We start from the raw sequence: 21,560 nt of genomic DNA on the forward strand, positions 1-21,560 counted from the left end.
ATCGCTGCCGAAATACCGAAATAAGCTACAGGTGTCGGCATGGGTTTATTGGCGATTGTTAATTTTATATCCGATGCTATATCCATGAGTAGTCTAAGAAAATTACTGAATCAAGGTTACACAATTACAAAAATCGAAATTGCCGAAACAATTTCGATTTTGTCCTGAAACTATTATCAAGTGGGAAGAAGGGTGTTTTAGTATTTATTGTTTATGCTTATATTTATCGCTATATTCAATCCAAAAGTCCGCGTTTTCAATGCCTACTTCACGTGGATCAAATACAGGATTTACTCCAGCTTTCTTCTGACGATCGTAATCTTTTAAAACTTTGAATGCAGGTTTTGATAATAATACAATTGCAATGAAGTTTAAGTAACACATACTTCCAAATCCAATATCACCAAAAGCCCACATTAAACTTACAGATTGAACACTGCCAATGAATACAACGATTAAGAATACAATTTTTAGTACATGCTTTAAGTACGGATAGCGTAATTTATTGTCTAAGTATACAATAGCTGTTTCAGCGATATAATAATAGGCCATTAATGTAGTGAAAGCGAATAGGAAAATAGCGATTGCTACAAATCCGCTACCAAATCCACTAAATACTGTTGATACAGCTGCTTGCGTATACTCTGTACCTGCTACTAAGCCAGGGACATTTTCTACCAATGCTGTTTCATATCCAGATGGTATTACATTGTACATGCCTGTAATTAAAATCATTAATGCAGTTGCAGTACAAACAATAATGGTATCAATATAAATCGAGAAGCCTTGTACTAAACCTTGTTTGGCTGGGTGTGAAACTTCAGCTGCTGCAGAACTGAACGTTGCTTCGCCTGCACCTGCAACGTTAGAAAATACGGCACGACGTACACCCCAAGCAATAGCCGTTCCGATAATTCCACCAAATACTTCATTATAGCCAAATGCACTAGAAATAATTAATGAAATCATACCTGGAATTTCTGAAAAATTAGCTCCGAGTATTATGATTGTTAAAATGACATAAGCAATTGCCATGATTGGTACAACCTTATCCGCAACATTTGCAATACGTTTAACGCCACCAAAAATAATAACTCCAAGTAAAACAACAACAATAATCCCTGTAATCATTGGATCAATATTAAACGCTGTATTAAATGATGAAGCAATGGTATTCGATTGAATACCTGGCACCAAAATACCGTAAGAAAGAGCAATGACGAAAGCAACAAATACAGCAAAAGCTTTTAACTTTAACCCTTTTTCTATATAGAATGGCGAACCACCGCGATATTGGCCGTCTGCTTTTTGTTTGTACAATTGAGCTAAAGTCGATTCAATAAAAGCACTAGCGCCACCTAAAAATGCCATAACAACCATCCAAAATACAGCACCTGGACCACCAAAAGCAATTGCAGTTGCAACTCCAGCAATATTACCAACCCCTACACGACCAGATAAAGCTATACAGAACGCCTGAAATGAAGATATCCCTTCCTTTGATGAATCATTTTCGCGTAACAACCGAAGCATTTCAGGTAGATATCTTAGTTGAACAAAACGTGTAGCGATTGTAAAATAAAGACCTACTCCCAAAGCTAAGTAAACAAGTGCATTTCCCCAAATAATATCTACGAGTTTGTAAACATAGTCTTCCATAGTTCCACCCCTTTAATTTTATTTTTAAAGATTTGTAAGAAAAAAAAGTCCCCCTTTCTCAGACGTTATACATCATGCATGTTTGATGCCATAAACGTAGAAAAAGAGGGAGGTGGTTAAATTTTTTTTACTTGCATTCAAACAGAAGGGTTGTGAACGGCTTGTTTCCAAAGTGTTTCAATTTGAATACGACCATTTAAAACGTCAGGGTGAAATTGAATGTGTGCCTTGTCCCTTGTGTCATTAACATTTTGTATCGCTTGTTCTATATCTTGGCTACTAATAGGTTTCCCCATATTCTTGGAAATGGATAAAGCAGCCACTTTACCTTGGGCTAACGCAACTTTTGCACCTTCAATCCCTGTAATATTACCCGCCATATATAAACCTGCTAAATTCGTTTCCATAGTTGAACTATGTAAAGGGACAAATCCACCTAATTGTTCAATATAATGGAAAGAACAGCCTGCGATAGAAGCAAGTTCAGCTAAAGGATATAAACCACCGGCGATACAGACAAAATCTGCTTGAATGATTTCTTCGGTTCCTTTCACCACAGAGCCATCAATATTCACTGTTGCAATTTTGACACCTTCGACTTGTTCTGTTCCAACAATTTCGATAACAGCTTTGCGTAATAGGATAGGGATGTTCCACATTTTGACCCCATTCTTTGGATAGAATGTAATGCCTAGTTTTTTCATGAAGTCATTTTTCATGAATTTACTTCCCATTTTTATGAGCGGGTTCGGTGCCATATGTGAAACGTGTAATAATGAATTCATAACTTCATATGGATTGCTACTTTGAATTGTACATAAATTTTGCGCAGGTAGGGTAATTGCTGCTAACTCAACACCGGCAATATTTAACTCCATTGCGATAGCGGATGAAAGCACATTAACACCAATAACTACACCTCGTTGACCAGGTTTTACACGGTGCACGTTTGTCATCACCTGTGCCGCGCCTATTGACATAACTCCTGGTAATGTCCATCCCGGAATAGGAAATGGTGATTCTGCAGCCCCTGTTGCTAACAATAAATGTTCAGTTATAAACTCGCCACGATTTGTGTAAATATGCCATGTAGAATCAATCTGTTCTAAATCTGAGACACTAGTTTGTAAAAGAATATTTACATTAAGCTCCTTAGCCCGCGTTGATAACTTTTCTGATTCCACAATTCCGTTCCACCATTTTTGTGGCGATTCTTCATATAGTTGGCCGAGTAAGCGACCACCAGTATATAGATATTCATCTAATACGGTTACCGCAATATTTTGTTCAGCTAATGTAATGGCTGCACTTAAACCCGCTGGTCCAGCTCCAATAATGATCACACTATTTTCCATTATTCTTCCTCCAATCGCGTACCGCGGTCTCCAATTGGATGCCACTCGTAATATTCATACCATCAACTAATGGCGTTAAACATGCACGAACACCGTCCAATCCATCAATCGTAACGCGACATTCAAAACAATGCCCGATGTTACAATAAATCCCGCGTGGAGATGCTGTTTCTTCATGTACACGTAAAGTACGGATACCATTTGCTAGCAACGCAGCAGAAAGTGATTCGCCTTTATAGCCTGTTAATGTTTGGCCATCAAAGGAAAATGTAACTACTTCACGGTGGTCTAAGTTACCTAAAATAGGATGAATTAAAATTCGTTGGGACATTATTTAACCTCCCCCATATCGGAAAAACGTACAGGACGAATAGGTGCCTGATATTTTAATGATACTTGGCTATTATCACGCTCGGCGTATACATGGGCAATTTGATCAACCATCGTGCGACATGTACGCCCACCACAGTATCCCATTCCAGCTCGAGTTCTTAATTTTAATTCGCGAGCAGAACAACCGTTTTGTTTTGCAGTTTCAACTAGTTCATCATAGGAAACTTCCTCGCAACGACAAACAATCATAGACATTCCTCTTTTTTCACTCATGTTCGACACCTCAAATTCCAATTTTATTCACATTGATTTATATTGCAAATATGATGCCAAAAGCTTTTAAATGGAGATGAAATGAAAAGAAATGTTTTTTGAAATTGTTCACGTGAAGTTTATACATCAATATTTAACTTTTTTAGACGGTTATATAAAGTACTACGAGTTACACCTAAATTTTTGGCGCAAACTTGTTTATTACCATTTGCCAATTTTAGCTGTTCAAGTAAAATATCACGTTCAACTTGTTCAAGTTGCTCATTTAAATGACTAGTTGAAAGTCCTTCTGAGGAAGCTGAAGGTTTTGAATTCTTTTCGGGAATGAGTGTAAAAATTTCAGGTGGCAAGTCTTTTTTATTAATTACACCTTCATTTGAGAAAATAACGAGACGTTCAATAACATTACTTAATTCACGCACGTTACCTGGCCAACTATATTGTAATAAAATATCTGCAATTTCTGTTGGGATTCCTTGAATAGGGCGATTGTACTTAATAGATTTCTCATATAAGAAGTAATTACTTAGTTCGAGTATATCCTGCCCTCGTTCTCGAAGTGGCGGCACGGTAAGATTGACAACATTTAAGCGATAATATAAATCTTCTCTGAATCTCTTTTCTTTAACTAATTCAATTAAATCCCGATTTGTCGCAGCCACTAAATTAAATTCTACTTCGATTTCTTTTGTTCCGCCGACTGGATAATAGGTTTTCTCTTGTAATAATCGAAGTAATTTTACTTGCATATCAAGTGGCATTTCGCCAATTTCATCTAAAAAAAGTGTTCCTCCACGTGCTAGCTCTACCTTTCCTTTTTTCCCTTTTTGGCTTGCTCCGGAAAAGGCTCCTTTTTCATAACCGAAAATTTCACTTTCAAATAATCCGTTTGGAATAGCCCCACAGTTAATAGCGACAAAAGGTGCATCCGATTGCTCGCGAATAGCATGAACAGCTCTTGCAAATAATTCTTTTCCGACACCGCTTTCTCCATAAATTAATATGTTTGCTTGTGTTTCGGCAACTTTTCGGACATTGGATAAAACATTTTTTATTTCCGGGCTATTCCCTCGGATTAGTATGAATGGGTCATGTCCTAAACCATTTGCTTGCATTTGTTTTTCTAAGTTAACTAATTTTTCCGATGTTTGAAGTAACTCTTCATTTAATCGATGCATTTTCGTTACATTCATTTCAGAAACGACAGCACCGATAATCTTATCGTTAATTTTAACTGGGTTTGAATTAATCATCACAACTAGATCTTCACGTGCTTTGTGTTGATGTTGATAAACTGATTTGCCATGTTCTAATGTCTGTAAAATTTTTAGATTATTGACATTGAAAAATTCAGTAATCGGCTTGCCGATAATTTCTTCCTTACTAAATGAAAAAATATCTTCTGCCCCTTTTGTCCAGTAAATGACAGATTGGTTTTCATCGATGACAGTGCACGATTCATTGATAGTTTCTAAGATTGTATTTAAATATGCATTGGTGCTTTCAAGTTGATAAGCGAGTTGTTGAATTAAAATATCACGACTTAAATAGCCCGTAAAAACTTTATTTTCATCACGTACTAATAGATATTCGTATTCCTCTAAATAATCGAGTGCCGTTTTTAGAGGGCAATTCTCGCGTACGATTTGTGTTGAGAAATAATGTAAATCATCTTTCCGTCGTCCACGGCGTACTGCATATAATTTTTCGTTGTCATTTAAAAAGTATTGGATTTTATCCGATGGATCTCTTTCATGAATTTCTTCTGGAGGGACAATTTCAAAACGATTACTTACTAGTTTGTTAATAATGAATTGTGCTGTTTGCATAAATAACCCCTACCCGTCTATTTTTTTGAATATTAAATTAATATTTACATGAATTGTACAGCTATTCAACCCCTCTGTGTAAAAAGTTGGCATAAGATTTGCAATATAACTAATGCAAAGGGGGGAACTATTTTGAATCATTCAACTCATGATGTTGTCGTCATTGGTGGTGGCATCATTGGTGCAGCAATTGCCTACTATGGAGCAAAAGCTGGCATAAACTTAACCGTATTAGAAAAAAATGAGTTAGCAAGTGGTACATCATCTCGATGTGATGGAAATATTTTAGCGATTGATAAGGACCCAGGCTTCGATAGCCAAATGTCCCTTGTTAGTCAACAGTTAGTTCATGAACTGGATCGCGACTTAGAAATTAAATTCGAATATCGTAATCCGGGTAGTATTTTAATCTGTGAGAGTGATATAGAAATGGAGGCAGCACAACAGTGGGTCAAGCGGCAGTTAGATGCAGGTTTAAATTTTAAAATGTTGGATCGTGCCGATTTACGAAATGAATCCAAATACTTTGCAGATGATTTATATGGAGGATTGGAATGTCAAACAGATTCGACTGTAAACCCATATATGTTAACGTTTTCGATGTTCCATGCGGCGGAGAAAATGGGCACCAAAATTTTTAAACATACAGAAGTGAAAAATGTTACAAAGCAGCCTGAAGGTACTTTTTTAATTGAGACAAATAACGGTACGATGACTGCCAATAAAGTTGTGAATGCTTGTGGAATTTGGGCACCAACAATTGGTCAAATGCTGAATGTAGACATTCCAATTTCACCTCGAAAGGGACATATTATTGTGGCATCACGTCAACAGCCAGTAGGTCTTCGTAAAGTAATGGAATTTGGCTATTTAATTTCTAAATTTGGTGGCGAACGTAAAGTGGATGCGGACATTGAAAAATATGGAGTAGCTTTAGTATTTGAACCGACTGAAGCTCAAAACTTTTTAATTGGCAGTAGCCGTCAGTTTATAGGGTTTGATACGAAAGTCAATCACCATGTAGTAAAAATGATTGCCCGTCGTGCGGTCCGATTTTATCCGAAAATTGGGGATATGAATATCATCCGTACATATGCAGGCTTACGTCCTTGGACAGCAGATCATTTACCGATTATCTGTGAAGTAGAAGAAGTACCAGGTTTTTATATTGCAGCAGGTCACGAAGGGGATGGCATTAGTTTGGCTGCGGTAACAGGGAAATTGATTCAGGAGTTACTTCAAGAAAAGAAAACATGTATCCCACAGGAGCCGGTTCATATAAATCGATTTAAGAAGGGAGCTGTCTATACATGAAATATGATAAATTGTTTACAACAATTGACACTCATACTGGTGGAAACCCTACACGTTCGTTAATTAGTGGGATGCCCGCATTGGAAGGCGAGACAATGTCAGAAAAAATGCTGTATATGCAAAAAAATTATGACTGGATTCGAAAATTTTTAATGAATGAGCCCCGCGGACATGGTGTAATGTCAGGCGTTATTATTACAGATCCATGCCATCCAGATGCCGACTTGGGGGTTATTTATATAGAAACAGGCGGTTATTTGCCAATGTGTGGGCATGACACAATTGGTGTATGTACGGCATTGGTTGAATCCCAATTAATACCTGTTGTAGAACCGTTTACACAGGTTACTTTAGATACACCTGCTGGCTTGGTAGATGTAAATATTCGTGTAGAAAAGGGCATCGCGAAAGAAGTGACATTTAAAAATGTACCATCCTTCTTCTTGAAAAATGTAGTTATTGAGGACATAGAGTATGGAACAGTAGAAGTAGAAGTTGCATACGGTGGAAACTTTTACGGAATAATTGATGCTAGAAAGCTTGGATTGCAATTAACGGTTGATAATGCCACTAAAATTATTAATGTAGGTATTCGTTTACGCAATGCAATTAATGCAAAAGAAGAAATTGTTCATCCAGAATATCCATTTATCCATGGTTTAACACACATGGAGTTTTATACAGATCCGGAGAATCCACAAGCGCATTTAAAAAATACAGTAGTTGTTCCCCCGGGAGGAATTGATCGTTCACCATGCGGTACTGGGACATCTGCAAAAGTTGCCACACTATATAAAAAGGGCAAGCTTCAATTAAATGAACCGTTTTTGTATGAAAGTATTGTAGGTACAATATTCACAGCCCAAATATTAGAAGAAGTCGAGGTACCTGGAGTGCAGGCGATTATTCCACAAGTATCTGGATCTGCTTGGGTAATGGGCATGCACCGATTTTATTATAATGAAGAAGACCCATTGCGAGAAGGATACTTGATGATACCACCAATGGATCATTAATAAAAAAGAGGAGAGTATTTATGAAATTTAATCAATCCTTTCATACAATCGATACGCAAGTAGTAGGTCAAGCTTTTCGAATCGTGACGCAGTCGCCAATAATGATTGCAGAGCAGTCTATCGATGAAGCAGCCAATATGTTAAGTCAACACTTTGAAATCCCTAAAAAATTATTGCTAAGTGAGCCCCGTGGTCATAGAGGGATGAATGGGTGTATAGTATTGCCTTCAAAAGAGGCAACATTTCGTTTGCTTTTCTTCCAACATGAAGCAAGTCAATCCTTTAAATATGAAGCAATTATTGCATCAGTAACAGCATTGATTGAACAAAATACAGTGCAGGCAAATGAGCAACAATTAGTAACAATTGAAACGACAGAAGGTTTGATCACAGCGAAGATTGAACTGTCAGAAGGCGGTAATACAGTTTCCGCTGTACAATTACAACTTGCGAAAGCCGTCATTGAAAGTGATGTAGCAATTGTTGACAGTAAACGTAAATACGCAATTGTTGAAAAACCGGCTGGAATTTCAGCAATTCAACTAGATGAGCTGTCATCGATTAGTACATGGGGAATTGAGGAGAGTGTAAAAATTATTGACGTTGATGGTGTTATTATGTATGAAAAATTAGACACCCATCTTCGCACTGTAACTTTTGAAAAAGACGGTTACGTGCTGCGTTCTCCCGGAGTTGATACTACTTTAGCGATGGCTGCATTTTTAGGAGAGCCAAATGAATTAATCAATGAAAGTATATTTGGCAGTTCAATAAAAATTCGAGCAAATCAAAAAGATGGCTATGAACTTGCATTAAAAAGTTATATAACAGGAACCCATCAGTTTGTAGTAGACCAAGAAGATCCACTGCAAGAAGGGTTTGTTATTATTTAGAAAAATTATAAATTAGGAGGAATATAAAATGGCGAAATTAGAAGGAGTATTTCCAGTACTGGTAACCCCAATGCTAAATCAACAAGAAATCAACTGGGATGGTTACCGTGAGAATATCGAAAAGTTTATTGAAGCAGGTGTTGCAGGAATTGCCATTAATGGTAGTACAGGTGAGTTTGTTTCATTAACGAAAGAAGAACGTTTTAGAGCGGTAGAAATTGCAGTGGATCAAGTAAAAGGACGTGTTACATTAATCGTTGGTACGGCAGCTGAAACAACTGCAGATGCCATTGAATATACGCAACAAGCAGAGAAAGCTGGTGCAGATGCCGCTTTATTAATTAACTCCTACTACGCGCATCCTAAAGATGAAGAAATCTATTTACATTTTAAATCTGTGGCAGAGTCAGTAAGCTTCCCGATTATGATTTATAATAATCCGTTTACATCAGGGGTAGATATCGGTCTAGAGACAATTTTAAAAGTTGGACACGATGTTCCAAATATTACACATATTAAAGAATCAAGTGGCAGTATCCAAAAAGCACGTAATATTGTGCGTCAAGGTGAAAATAACTTAAAAGTCTTCTGTGGATCAGAGGATTTAGTAATGGAGTCATTTTTGGTTGGCGCTGTAGGTTGGATTTCTGTTGCAGGCAACATTGTACCAGAATTGGTAACGGATATTTACAACAATATAATAGAAGGAAATTTAGAAAAAGCCTGGGCATTATATGATCGTATTTTACCGTTATGTGAGTTTTTAGAAGGCTCAGGTAAGTATGTGCAAATTGCAAAACGTTCAATGGAGTTAAAAGGGTGGGCAGGGGGTCCTTGTCGCTTACCTCGTTTACCGTTAACTGAGGAAGAAGATGCAATTTTAAAGCAACATATGGCTGACTTAGGTGTATTAGCCCCGCTGTATAAATAAGGGAAGGAGATGAAATTCATGAAAACAACTTTAGAGGCATTAAAACCAAAAGTTACAGAGTTTTTAAAATCACCGATTGGACTATTCATTGATGGAGCATATAAGCCATCTGTTTCTAGTAAAACATTTGATGTCTTAAATCCAGCAACAGAAGAAGTAATTGCGCAAGTAAGTGAAGCACAAGTAGCGGATGTGGATGCAGCGGTGCAAGCAGCTCAAAAAGCATTTGATGGAGAATGGTCGAATATGGAAGCATCCGAACGCTCTCGAATTATTTATAAGTTTGCTGATTTATTAGAAGAACATGCGGAAGAAATGGCACAATTAGAAGCGTTAGATAATGGTAAACCATATGAAATTGCATTATCAGATGACATTGGTGGATCTATTCAACATTTCCGTTATTATGCAGGCTGGGCAACAAAACTACATGGCAAAACAGTTCAAGTGTCAAAAGATTATTTGAATTATATTGTCCATGAACCGGTTGGCGTAGTCGGGCAGATTATCCCTTGGAATTTCCCGTTTGCGATGGCTGCCTGGAAATTAGGGGCAGCATTAGCCGTAGGATGTACAATTGTGATCAAACCTGCAGCTGAAACACCTCTTTCACTATTATATTCTGCACAATTAATGAACGAAGCGGGCTTCCCTGCTGGCGTTGTGAACATTGTACCGGGTACAGGGGAAGCAGGGGAAGCCATTGTGACCCATCCAGGCGTAGCGAAAGTTGCATTTACCGGTTCAACAAAAACGGGTATCCATGTAATGAAAAAAGCAGCAGATGACGTAAAGAGTATTACGCTTGAACTCGGTGGGAAATCACCAGCAATCGTATTACCGGATGCTGATGTAGAAGAGGCAATTGAAGGTACTTTTAACGGAACAATGTATAATCACGGCCAAAATTGTAGTGCTTGTACACGTGTATTCGTTCATTCAAGCTTATACGATCAATTTGTTGAGCGCTTAGCTGAAAAGGCAAAAGCAGTAAAAGTAGGTTCAGGACTTGATCTTACTACTGAAATGGGACCTTTAGTATCACAGAAGCAATTAGATACGGTTCTTGGGTTTATTGAAAAAGGTAAAGTAGAAGGTGCTCGTTTAGTAGCGGGTGGCGGGCGTGCACTAGAGAAAGGGTATTTCGTACAACCAACAGTATTTGCGGATGTACAAGATGACATGACAATAGCAAGAGAAGAGATTTTCGGACCAGTAATGGCCATTTTTAAGTTTGAAACCGTTGATGAAGTGATTGCTCGCGCAAATGATAGTAAATATGGTTTAGCGGCAAGTGTTTGGACTGAAAATGTGAAGAAAGCACACTATATTGCTAGTAAACTACAATCGGGTACAGTATGGATCAATGATTTCGGTTTAGAGTGGGAAACAATGCCGTTCGGTGGATATAAACAATCTGGTATTGGGCGTGAAATGGGCGGTGAATACGGCCTAACAAATTACACAGAAGTGAAAAGTGTGTTTGTCAATATGAAACAAAAATAATCTCTATTCTTTTTAATTTATAGAGTGTCGTTAATTAGCTCCTCAGAATTTTTCTGGGGAGTTTATTGTGTTTGGCAACTATTCCATTACAGGCTGGGGATTTGGATTAGGTCTCAAAAAAGAACTTGCAATATGACAATACAAGTTCAATAAGTTATTTATAAATGTAGGAAGAGTATTTTCGTTTGGAAGCTACAGGGATATTTAATTCTTCGCGATATTTGGCAATCGTACGTCTAGAAACTTCAATTCCGTGTATTTGATTAAAATAATCTGTAATTTTTTGATCCGTATAAGGCTTATCTTTCTTTTCTTGATTAATATAATTAATTAGTAAAGTTTTAACTGTATTTTGTGAAATGACACCACCATTTATCGTAGGTAATTTTGATGAAAATAATTTTTTTAATTCGAATGTACCGAAAGGAGTTTGTACATATTTATTATTTGTAATCCGGCTCACTGTAGATTCATGTAAATCAATTTCTTGTGCGACTTCGCGTAAAGTAAGTGGCTCAATCATATGTTCTTCTTGTACAAAAAAATTACGCTGGCGCTGAATGAGTACTTGCATCACTTTAATAATATTTGTTCGCCGCTGTTCAATGCTAGTTAACAACCAGTTGTATTCTTTGTAGTGTTTTTTTAAATAACCGTTCCCATCTGAGGCGTTTTTTAGAATAGATGCGTATTCGGGCACAATAGAAATTTTAGGTAAATAACGATCGTTTAAAAACATGGAAATGTGATTGTTTTCAATTTCTACAATAATGTCGGGTGTAATATGAAAATTTTCTTCTTCATCGTTTAGAGGGATAAACGGTTGCAAAGATTTAATGTAGTGTTCTAGCTCATAGAGTTCTGGTAATTTTATCGGTAACGATTGCAATATTTTTTTATATTGTTTATTGCCTAGCGCTTCTAAATATTTTGAAATAATTACTGGTACATAGTTGGGACAATGTGGATCTTCTTTACATTGTAACAATAAGCATTCTTGTAGTGAGCGTGCCCCAATCCCGTGAGGTCCGATATATTGTAATAATTGAATACCTTCCGTAATTTCTTGTTCACTGAAGGGATTATGCTCATGTTCTTCAAAATAACCCTTGTTATTTAAATTGTTTATTATATAATGCAAAACACGAATCGTATCATTATCTGAATATGTGCAGTTTACTTGTTGCAATAACTCTTCGCGAATTGTAATGGATGTTCCGCTAATTTTTTCGATTAACTGTTCTCGTGGTAAGCATCTAGTCTGAATAGCTGAACGTTCTTTTGGTTCGGTTAATTGAATTAATGGGTTTTTTAATTCCTGTTCTCTAATAAAAGTTTCGAGTTCGGTTGTAGAGTATTGAAGTAATTCAATGGCCTGTCTAAGCTGTAAATTCATCGTCAATTGTAATTCTTGGCTTTGTTTTATAGATAGTTGCATTCAATCACCCCATATTTAATTTGTAAAATGATTAAAGAAAAATATACCATATATTCAGTAAATTGAAATGTATAATAAATTGGACAGTAAATGTGCAGAAATTTGGTCATAATTAGTGGGTGTTCGTTAACTATTAGATAAATTTTAAATGTAGACATTAGACGTTCGATAATGATTGCAAGTTCAATTAGTTCAACTGCTGCGCCGGGTGCAAATACAATATAAATCCACATGTCTTTTACCATGTGGATTTTTTGATTTAAAAAATAGGAAATAGTTAGCAACAAGGAGTGTACAAAATGGCAAGGAGATTTTTTACTAGGAAGTAACGAAAGTATAATTTAAAAATCCAGTCTCTCTATAATTAGAGGGACTGGATTTATTAGTTTAATAGAAATTGATCGTAAAATATGGGGCCTTTTTGCTGCTGTACTCCAGGCCTACGATCGCGTTATTATAGGCGGGCTGCAGTAGGTTGTCTCGATGCCCTTTACTATTCATAAAGCCTTCGTGGGCATAAATGACATTGTAGTGACCATACGAAATATTTTCGCCCCATGTTCTCAGCTCGGACTCACTCATACCTCCGCTGATCATACGGTCATATGGTATTTTACCTGAAAGACTTGTATGAGAGAAATAGTTGTTATCGATCATATCTTTACTATGCTTTCGTGCAATCGATGCCCATTGCGGTGAATGTGCTAGTGGATGAACTTCTTCAGCGGCACGTGCCTGGTTCATCAGCTCGACCATCAGCTGTTCGGAATGTTTTTGCGTATCCGATATATCGCCGTAATAGCCATCTTTCTTCACTTCATAGTCTTTATGGACATAAAGGATTGAACGAATAACATTCTTTTTATGAATATCATAGAAAAACGTTACGTAATAGTCATCTATTAAATAGAAATTATATTCATTGGAAGCTTGCGTATTGTAAACGATATTTCCGCGTTGTACATTTGCATTTTTCGTACCGTACTTCGCTTTTACATCGCTTGCATTATTTTTGCCGATTTGCAGGTCCTTTGCACCGAAGAAGCTTTTTCCTTGCTTTGTCATGTAGCGTGCAACAATCTTATTGTTATCGATACCTTCTAATTCAAAGTCCAAATTTTTTCCTGTTTGCTTCCACGTAAAGTCATATTCGCTATTGTACATTGCTGTAGCAGTTTCAGGTTTTTCGGCAGTAGGGGGCGCGGGTTCGCTGATTACTTCACCTGTCGTTTTATAACTCAGTGCCCGATATAAAAATGTTGCCATTTGTGCACTTGTGACGTTATTATTCGGTAAAAACTGATTTTTTTCATTGCCGGTCGTAATACCGTGGCTCGCCAAAATATTTACATAGTCATAGTACCAGCTGGATTTTGAGACGTCTTTAAAGCTGACCTTCGTACCACCGTTCAGTTTCAGGCTTTCTACTAAAATTTTTGATAGATGTGAACGCTTTACTGGCTGATCCGGATTGAAATTGCCGTATTCGTCCCCATCAAAAATGCCTGACTCATATGCCCAAATAATTTCCTTCGTAAAAGGAGTCGAATTCGTTACATCTTTGAACTTTCCGTTATAAGACCGTACTTTTGGAATGGCCAGGGCCGAATCGCTTGATAGAATTGTTTGGAGAATTTTCGATGCTTCTGCTCGTGAAACAGGTTTGCTGAAATTGAATTGATTGCCGGACTTGTAATCATACACATTTAAATTATTTAAATATTGGATGGCTTCTGTATGGGAATTCTGGCTGTTTTCTACATCATAAAAAGTTTTTTTCGCCAACACTTCATCATTCGTTATAAATAATGCGGAAGCGAACAAAGTAGTAGCTATGAAACTTTTTGTTATTCCTTTTTTCATTCGTTTCGACTCCTTTTCTATTTTCCGTCACTTTTATTTTTATGTCTTTACCCGTACAGAAAGACAGTAAAACACAGTGTTCTGTATACATATTAAAACGGTGGGAAAGAAGAGCATGTCCCACCGTTTATTGTTTGTTTTATTTAATTAAATACCAAAGAGCGTCTTTCCATGTTGCATCAACATACGTCCATTCAAACGTACGTAATGGATACGGTCTGAAGGTAGGGGCGAACAGGTTTTTTTCGTCGCCGTCAATGAAAATTTGCTGTGGTGCGATTGGTGCTGTAAATACCGCTGTGTCTTCTAAATCCTCATCTTTCGCTGTATCCTCATTTTTGGAATTTTCGAGTTCAACAGTTCGGATGCGTGGTTCAGTAACTACAGCTTCCTCATCAATGGCTTTCTCATCAACAGTTTCCTCAACTGGCTCGCCATACATGAATTCATCTTGCTCAATTTCCGCTTTATGCTTGAATAGGAGTTCGACCGGTTCTAATCTAGTTTTCCCATCTTCTCCGACTGCATAAATGAGGTTTTCTGTATTGTCTTGTTCATATTTCACAAGCCAATTCTCATCAACCTGGAAACTGTCATTTGCTTCAAATGTTGTAATTGTTGCATCGGCAAGAATACCAATCGGTGTTTCCGTTAATAAGTCAGTTGGTTCAATGCTAACTTCATACACCGTATCATCCGGCTTTACTTTATCGTTCTTTTTCATTTCATTAAATGCAATGGAATCACGTGCAGGAATTTGCTGTTTTTCCAGTACATCTCCATCAATGATCAGCTCGTCTTCTTTACCTTCATTCAATATAACAGAAGCCTTCTGACCGATTTCGATTTCCTTCCAGTCTTCATGTTTCAAATATGCAACAAACTTCTTCTCAAGCGATTGAATTTGGAAAATGATCGAATCGCCTTCAAGCACAATCTCTTTAACAATCCCTTCAACTGGTGTAGTTAAAGAATTATTGTTACTTAACTGGGAAATCATACTGTCCAAAATAGTAATCTGGCGCTCTGTTTCCGCAATCGAACGTTGGATAATCGCAATACCTTCTGCTGTTGGCGTGCTTTGTTCAATACCAAGCTCCAGTGTTAAATTTATATTCCAAATTTCGTTGTCACCAAGTGTTGTTGAATCAGTTGCAGTACTCGGTGAGGAATTGTTGCTTTCATTTTGTAAATCGGAAACGATTCTTTCCAATTCTGATAGCTCGTTTTCATACGCATCGCGATCCGTCTCAAGGCGTGTAATTTCACGTTCGGCCTCTTCCGGTTTATAAATGGCTAGCTCCGTTAATAGGCTGACACTTTGCCCTGGTGTAACGAGCACTTCGCTAATCGATTGTACAGGCGCTGCGATGAAATGCTCCTGCTTCGCTGCAACAACAGCATCGGTTTCCAAAACTTTTTCATGATAATCGGCTACTGCAAACTGTACATTGTTAATATAGTAGTTTTTCATAATAATATCATTGTCTTTTAGTAAAAAATAACCGTTCACCAACACAAACAATAAGGCAACTGCACTAAAAATCTTCACTTTTTTCGTCATACGCATTACAGACCAAGCCACCCTTCAATCCAAGTTAAAACAGGAAGAATGCTATATAACGCAACAAGCGATGCCAATACAATCTGAATAAGTATTAACTTAAACAGCAACGCTTTCGGTCGATCTGTCCAATTCGATAAAAATATGTATTGAATCCATACCGTAATTATCGATGCAACTGTTAATTGATTCAGGAAGAACAATAAGTAGTCATGATAATATACGTATGCCATCATAGGTGCCAGTGAAAACATAGTAAACTGAGTAGAATATCCTGCTATCGCAAAGATGATCACCGTCAGCAGTTTTTCAAGAACAACAAAGAAGATGACGTAAAGCTGTATTTTTCGAATCCAGCCATAATCAATATTTGTCAGTAAATGAATCAAATATGTAATGACATAATAATGAATGATAAAAAATAAAATACCTGCTAGAATCGCACCGATTAAAGACATCAGTCTAGCGAAACTATACAAATCTCCTTCACCATTTACAAGTAGTGCTGTTAAATCGGTTGTATTCATCCCCCAGAAATTACGAATGATAAAGAACAGTAATGTAAAACCAAAAATAGCCAGCAAAACTCTCCGATACCCTAATAGTCTCTGATCTTCGCTACGTTCAATGTTATGTATGAGTTGCGATGGGTGCGAAAGATGATGCCAAAACTTGTACTCGAACATAAATTCACCTCAATAATTTTATTAACATATGATTAATACCCTAACTTGAAGAAAATAACACATATATTAACAGTGTAATAGAAATATAGTTTCATTATAATCCTTATTGCAAAGTAAGTGTAAAAAGTATGTAAATTATAAGAAATAATCTATGTGTAGCAAGAGAGAAGTGCTACTTTTAAGTAAGACAGAAAGTAGTTATAGAAGGTTGCGCTACTAAAATAGTCTTAAGGAGTTAGCTGCGATGAATTCAACAAAGCAAAATCGAATCAAATCACTTATCGAAATATTTTTGGTTTCTACACGTTTAGGGCTGACATCTTTTGGAGGACCGACTGCTCACCTAGGATATTTCCATGAAGAATACGTACGCAGAAGAAAATGGATGGATGAAAAAAGCTATGCCGATTTAGTAGCGCTGTGCCAGTTTCTGCCCGGACCTTCTAGCAGCCAAGTGGGAATTGGCATTGGAATTATGCGCGCTGGTATTATAGGGGGTATCATATCTTTTATCGGGTTTACGTTTCCTTCAGTAGTGGTGCTTATTGTATTTGCATTACTTATGGCTGGATTTGATGTAGGAAATGCCGGATGGATTCATGGTTTGAAGATTGTGGCAGTGGCGATCGTTGCCCATGCCATTATCGGAATGGCTAAAAGTCTGACACCTGATTTAAAAAGAAAGGCAATTGCGATATTGGCATTACTTGTGACGATTCTATGGCATACCGCTTTTAGCCAAGTAGGGGTTATTTTGATTGCCGCATTTATAGGGTTTCTTTTGCTGGAACAGGAGAATGAGGGTGGGGTGGTACAGTCACGTTTTCCAGTTTCTAAACAGGTTGGAGCGATTTGCCTTCTGTTGTTTGTTGGCTTACTGGTAGCTCTACCTCTGTTGAAAGAAGCAACAGGTTCTTATTGGGTGGCAATGTTTGATAGTTTTTACCGCTCTGGGTCTTTTGTGTTTGGCGGGGGACATGTCGTGCTCCCGTTATTGGAAAATGAGTTCGTCCCCACAGGCTGGATGAGCGAAGAAGCGTTTTTAGCGGGGTATGGTGTTACACAGGCAGTACCGGGACCTCTCTTTACATTTGCTGCTTATTTAGGAACGGTCATGAATGGCTGGCAAGGTGGGGTAGTCGCGACGGTTGCAATCTTTTTACCGGCGTTTCTTTTGGTGATCGGGGCGTTGCCGTTTTGGGATCAACTACGCAACCATCCGAAAATTACAGGTGCCATCATGGGTATGAATGCGGCGGTGATCGGTATTTTAATTGCCGCCTTGTATTCTCCAATCTGGACGAGTTCAATTTTGGAAGTGAAGGATTTTGCATTAGCCGTAGTGTTATTTAGCATGCTTGCTTACTGGAAACTGCCGCCGTGGATTGTCGTTGTTACCGGGGCTGTAGCTGGGGTGGTACTATTATAGAAAAGGGGGAAGCTGTCTCTAATGTTAGAGATGGCTTTTTGATTTTGTGTAGTATGTGAAGTTGCTCCTTTAAATAGAATAAGGTTCTAATTCCCTAGGTTAAAGGTTCGCTTTATTTGGAATTTGTATTCTATATATGTAATTAATATACTGTTAAGGAAGTCATAAAAGTACCATTTTAATGCCAATTACTATAATTCAAAAAACAATTAAATTATATTTACAAACTAATTATTACCAAGTGAATTAATTATTACCAATTAATATTACTTAAAGTTCTGACAACTAAAGTATTGGTGTAGCTAGTATTGGAGGGGTTGCTTTATATTTCCTAAATTAGCATTGACATTAAAATATCTTACTAATATACTTATAATTGTTATCGTAATATACGAGACAACATTTGTTAAAATGATAAAAAATTGTTTTTATTGGAGGAAATCATTCTATGGCTAACCAACCTAAGAAATATACTAAATTCGTAGCAGCTGCTGCTACAGCTACTCTTGTAGCATCTGCAATCGTTCCTGTAGCTTCTGCTGCTGGATTCTCAGACGTTGCTGACACAAACTCACACGCTGTAAACATTAACGCATTAGCAGAAGCTGGCATCATCGGAGGATATCCAGATGGCACTTTCAAACCAAACCAAGAATTAACTCGTGGTCAAGTTGTTAAAATGTTAGGAAAATGGGTAGAAGCTCAAGGTTTCGAAATCCCAGCTGACTATGCAACTAAAGCTCGTTTCACAGACTTAGCTGCAGACGCTAAAGACCAAGAATTAGTAAAATATGCTGCATTAGTATTCGACACTGGCGTTTTCGCTGGTTCTAACGGCGCATTAAACGCTGGTGGCAAAATCACTCGTGAAAACATGGCTCTAGTTTTAGACCGTGCTTTCAAAGCAATCAACGACACTACATTAGTAGAAGTTGCTGCTGAAATCGAAGATGTTAAAGTTGCTGATTTAGCAACAGCTAAAGCTGAAGCTCGTGAAGCAATCCAAGCATTACGTAACTTAGGAATTTCTGGCGTTGAAAACTTCATGCCTAAAGATTCAGTAACTCGTGCACAATTCGCTACATTCTTAAACAAAACAATCAACACTGATGCAGTTGTTGAATTAACAGTTAAAGAAGCAGTAGCTGTGGATGCTAACACTGTAGAAGTAACTTTATCTGATGATACTAAACACACAGTGAAATTAGAAACAGCTTTAGAAGCTAACAAAGAAACAGAAATCAAATTTACAATCGATGAAAAAGAATATACTGCTAAAGTAACTTTTGTTGTTGAAGCTCCAGTAGTAGAAGGTGTAAGTGCGATTAACGGTAAAGAACTTAAAGTGAAATTCAATAAAGCTGTTTCAACAAATAGTGTAGCAGTTGGAGATTTCACTGTAACAGCTACTGGTGCAGGTACTGCTAATGCAGTTGTTGATTTCAAACTTGCTGAAGATGGAAAATCTGCTATCTTATTATTAACGAATGCAGTTCCAGCAGCTGGTGTTGATGTTGAAATTGCTGATGGCGCAATCTTAACTAGTGGATTTGATAAATTCCCTAAATTCACAACTAAAGCTGTAAAAGTTGAAGATACTACAGCTCCTAAATTAGTTTCAGCTGTTGCTAAAGATAGCACTACTGTTGAATTAACTTTTGATGAGCAAGTAGATTGGACTACTAACTCAGGTGGTGTTTCTGTAAATGGAGCTGCATTAGTAGCTGGTGTTAACAGTACAAAAGCTGGTAACTATACTTATACATTTACAGTACCAACATTAAAATCTGGTACTAATACTGTTCAAATTTTAAATTATGCAGATTTCTCAGCTAACAAAGAAGTTCTTACAACTACTTCTGTAAATTATAGTGCTGATGTTTCAACACCTGCTGTTGCTTCAATTAAAGCTGAAGATTCAAATTCATTTATCTTAACTTTAAATAAAGCAGTTGATACAATTGAACCTGCTAACTTCACAGTTAAAAAAGGTAATTATACATTCACATCTGCTGACCTAACAGTTTCATATGTTGATGTTGATGGTAATCCTTCAGTTCCGGCAACTAAATATGTAAAAGTTGTAGTTCCAACACAAGCAAATACAGCTAACCCATTATACGCTACAAATGAAACTTCGGTTGCATTATCAGTTGCTGTTTCTGGTTACAAAAATGGTACTGTAATTGGAAATGAATACACAGGTTCAGTTACTTTATCTAAAGACTTAACTGCTCCAAAAGTAGTTTCATCAAAATTAATCACTTATGATAAATCTACTGATAAAATCGTTGTACCATTTGATAAAACATTAACTGTAGCTGATGCTTCTAAACTAACTGTTGTTAGTGGTAATGTAAAAGTAGCTGCAACTGTTGCAGCTGTCGGTAAAAACCTTGAAATCACAATTACAGATGCTGCTGGTCTTACAAATGGAACATACAGCTTAGTTCTTGATAAAGGCTTAGTTAAAGATAGCAGTAACAATGTAAACGAAGCTACTACTGTAACAACAGAAGTTACTAATACAGCATCTACTCTTCTAAAAACAGGTGTTGCTATCTTTGGTACTACTGCAGTTAACGACAATGGTAAAAACGTAATTACTGTAACTTATGGAACAAAGGTTGATGATGCTGCTGCATCTACATCTTCTTACTCATTAAATGGTGCTGCACTTCCAAGTGGTTCTGTTGCATACTTCACTACATCTGCTAAAGATGAAGTTAAAATTGAGTTACCAGCTTCATATTCAGTAGCATTAAATGATGTTTCTGCAAAAATCACTTTAAATGCTAACGCAGTAAAAGAATATGCAACTGGTTACGTTGTTTCTTCTTCTGCTACTGAAGTAAAAGCAATTGATCAAGTTATCACTCTTAAAGATAATGTTGCTCCAACTGTATCTAAAGTAGAATACGTTAAAGATACAAATGGTTTAGCGACTGGATTAAAATTAACATTCTCTGAAGCTGTTGATACAAGTGGTGCTACTGACTTTACAAATGACTTTGTTGTTAAAACTGGTGCTACTGAAATTGCATATACAGTTGCTGCTCCAAGCACTGGCGATACTGCTACAGATAACGTTGTAATCTTAAACTTCTCTAACGCTTCTACAGCTGCAAGTGGTGTAACAGTTGCAACAAACTCTGATAGAACTCTAGTTAATCTAACTGATATCAGTGGCTTTAATAAAGTTGCTAGTTTCAATGTTTCTGCTCAATAATTAATTGACATAACTCTATGAGAGTTGTGGGGAAAGAGTTCTGACTCTAACCTTTCAGAAAATAATTGAGGAAAAGCTCTGTGAGAGAATTCTCTACAGAGTTTTTCTTTTCAAAAAAATTGGGAGTACAGGAACCAGTTTGTTCTCCCACCTTTAAATAATTTGTTAGAACAATGGTGTTCCCCACATTCTATAAATGGAGAGTTACTGTGTTTTACAGTAACTCTCTTTTCATGTTTAAA

Annotated in this window: 16 protein-coding genes; 7 read left to right on the top strand and 9 right to left on the bottom strand. The window is 37.1% G+C overall.

The window, feature by feature from the left end; genetic code table 11:
- Positions 1–204: 204 nt before the first annotated feature.
- From MHH44_RS03975 to MHH44_RS03995, 5 genes are all read right to left on the bottom strand, one after another.
- Entirely contained in the window at positions 205–1,659 is a 1,455-nt protein-coding gene (locus MHH44_RS03975) for an alanine/glycine:cation symporter family protein (RefSeq protein WP_065216588.1), read from the bottom strand.
- A 137-nt stretch (positions 1,660–1,796) separates the two neighbouring features.
- Positions 1,797–3,014, bottom strand: a complete 1,218-nt coding sequence (locus tag MHH44_RS03980) for an NAD(P)/FAD-dependent oxidoreductase (protein ID WP_340797865.1) — start codon at positions 3,012–3,014, stop codon at positions 1,797–1,799.
- On the bottom strand, positions 3,004–3,345 hold the full coding sequence (locus MHH44_RS03985; protein WP_065216586.1) for a (2Fe-2S)-binding protein: 342 nt from the start codon (positions 3,343–3,345) through the stop codon (positions 3,004–3,006). Before MHH44_RS03985 ends, MHH44_RS03980 begins: the two co-directional genes overlap by 11 nt.
- Positions 3,345–3,602 carry a (2Fe-2S)-binding protein gene (locus MHH44_RS03990; RefSeq protein ID WP_231918693.1) on the bottom strand — a complete coding sequence of 86 codons (258 nt, stop codon included), beginning with the start codon at positions 3,600–3,602 and terminating at the stop codon, positions 3,345–3,347. The genes MHH44_RS03985 and MHH44_RS03990 overlap by 1 nt, the downstream gene beginning before the upstream one ends.
- Before the next feature lie 137 nt (positions 3,603–3,739).
- Positions 3,740–5,449 carry a sigma-54 interaction domain-containing protein gene (locus MHH44_RS03995; RefSeq protein ID WP_340797866.1) on the bottom strand — a complete coding sequence of 570 codons (1,710 nt, stop codon included), beginning with the start codon at positions 5,447–5,449 and terminating at the stop codon, positions 3,740–3,742.
- Between the two features lie 132 nt (positions 5,450–5,581).
- Here MHH44_RS03995 and MHH44_RS04000 point away from each other — a divergent pair, with 132 nt between their 5' ends.
- Genes MHH44_RS04000 through MHH44_RS04020 form a run of 5 tightly spaced genes read left to right on the top strand, consistent with a single transcriptional unit; the run spans position 5,582 to position 11,109 of the window.
- A complete protein-coding gene (locus tag MHH44_RS04000; protein WP_340797867.1) occupies positions 5,582–6,763 on the top strand; it encodes an NAD(P)/FAD-dependent oxidoreductase in 1,182 nt (393 codons plus the stop codon).
- Positions 6,760–7,779, top strand: coding sequence for a proline racemase family protein (locus tag MHH44_RS04005; RefSeq protein ID WP_065216582.1), 1,020 nt, complete (start codon positions 6,760–6,762; stop codon positions 7,777–7,779). Before MHH44_RS04000 ends, MHH44_RS04005 begins: the two co-directional genes overlap by 4 nt.
- A gap of 20 nt (positions 7,780–7,799) precedes the next feature.
- Positions 7,800–8,672, top strand: a complete 873-nt coding sequence (locus MHH44_RS04010; protein WP_065216581.1) for a proline racemase family protein — start codon at positions 7,800–7,802, stop codon at positions 8,670–8,672.
- Positions 8,673–8,700: 28 nt separating this feature from the next.
- The gene (gene dapA, locus MHH44_RS04015) at positions 8,701–9,603 is read left to right on the top strand and encodes a 4-hydroxy-tetrahydrodipicolinate synthase (protein WP_340797868.1); all 903 of its coding nucleotides are present in this window, start codon (positions 8,701–8,703) and stop codon (positions 9,601–9,603) included.
- 18 nt (positions 9,604–9,621) lie between these two features.
- Positions 9,622–11,109 (top strand): aldehyde dehydrogenase family protein, encoded by a 1,488-nt coding sequence (locus MHH44_RS04020; protein WP_340797869.1) that lies wholly within the window; start codon positions 9,622–9,624, stop codon positions 11,107–11,109.
- 154 nt (positions 11,110–11,263) lie between these two features.
- Here the strand turns inward: MHH44_RS04020 and rpoN are convergent, their stop codons facing one another.
- From rpoN to MHH44_RS04040, 4 genes are all read right to left on the bottom strand, one after another.
- On the bottom strand, positions 11,264–12,547 hold the full coding sequence (rpoN, locus tag MHH44_RS04025) for an RNA polymerase factor sigma-54 (RefSeq protein ID WP_340797870.1): 1,284 nt from the start codon (positions 12,545–12,547) through the stop codon (positions 11,264–11,266).
- A 387-nt stretch (positions 12,548–12,934) separates the two neighbouring features.
- Positions 12,935–14,410 carry an S-layer homology domain-containing protein gene (locus MHH44_RS04030; RefSeq protein ID WP_340797871.1) on the bottom strand — a complete coding sequence of 492 codons (1,476 nt, stop codon included), beginning with the start codon at positions 14,408–14,410 and terminating at the stop codon, positions 12,935–12,937.
- Between the two features lie 139 nt (positions 14,411–14,549).
- Positions 14,550–15,980, bottom strand: coding sequence for an HlyD family secretion protein (locus MHH44_RS04035; protein WP_340797872.1), 1,431 nt, complete (start codon positions 15,978–15,980; stop codon positions 14,550–14,552).
- Positions 15,980–16,660, bottom strand: a complete 681-nt coding sequence (locus MHH44_RS04040; RefSeq protein ID WP_340797873.1) for an amino acid transporter — start codon at positions 16,658–16,660, stop codon at positions 15,980–15,982. The genes MHH44_RS04035 and MHH44_RS04040 overlap by 1 nt, the downstream gene beginning before the upstream one ends.
- Before the next feature lie 244 nt (positions 16,661–16,904).
- On the opposite strand from MHH44_RS04040, the gene chrA reads away from it, so the two are divergent.
- Together chrA and MHH44_RS04050 are read left to right on the top strand one after the other, a co-directional pair.
- Positions 16,905–18,089 carry a chromate efflux transporter gene (gene chrA / locus MHH44_RS04045; protein ID WP_340797874.1) on the top strand — a complete coding sequence of 395 codons (1,185 nt, stop codon included), beginning with the start codon at positions 16,905–16,907 and terminating at the stop codon, positions 18,087–18,089.
- Between the two features lie 448 nt (positions 18,090–18,537).
- Positions 18,538–21,318: an S-layer homology domain-containing protein gene (locus MHH44_RS04050; RefSeq protein WP_340797875.1), complete on the top strand. Its 2,781-nt coding sequence runs from the start codon at positions 18,538–18,540 to the stop codon at positions 21,316–21,318.
- Positions 21,319–21,560: the final 242 nt, after the last annotated feature.

Source organism: Solibacillus sp. FSL K6-1126 (assembly GCF_038003445.1).
GTDB classification, from domain to species: Bacteria; Bacillota; Bacilli; order Bacillales_A; family Planococcaceae; genus Solibacillus; species Solibacillus silvestris.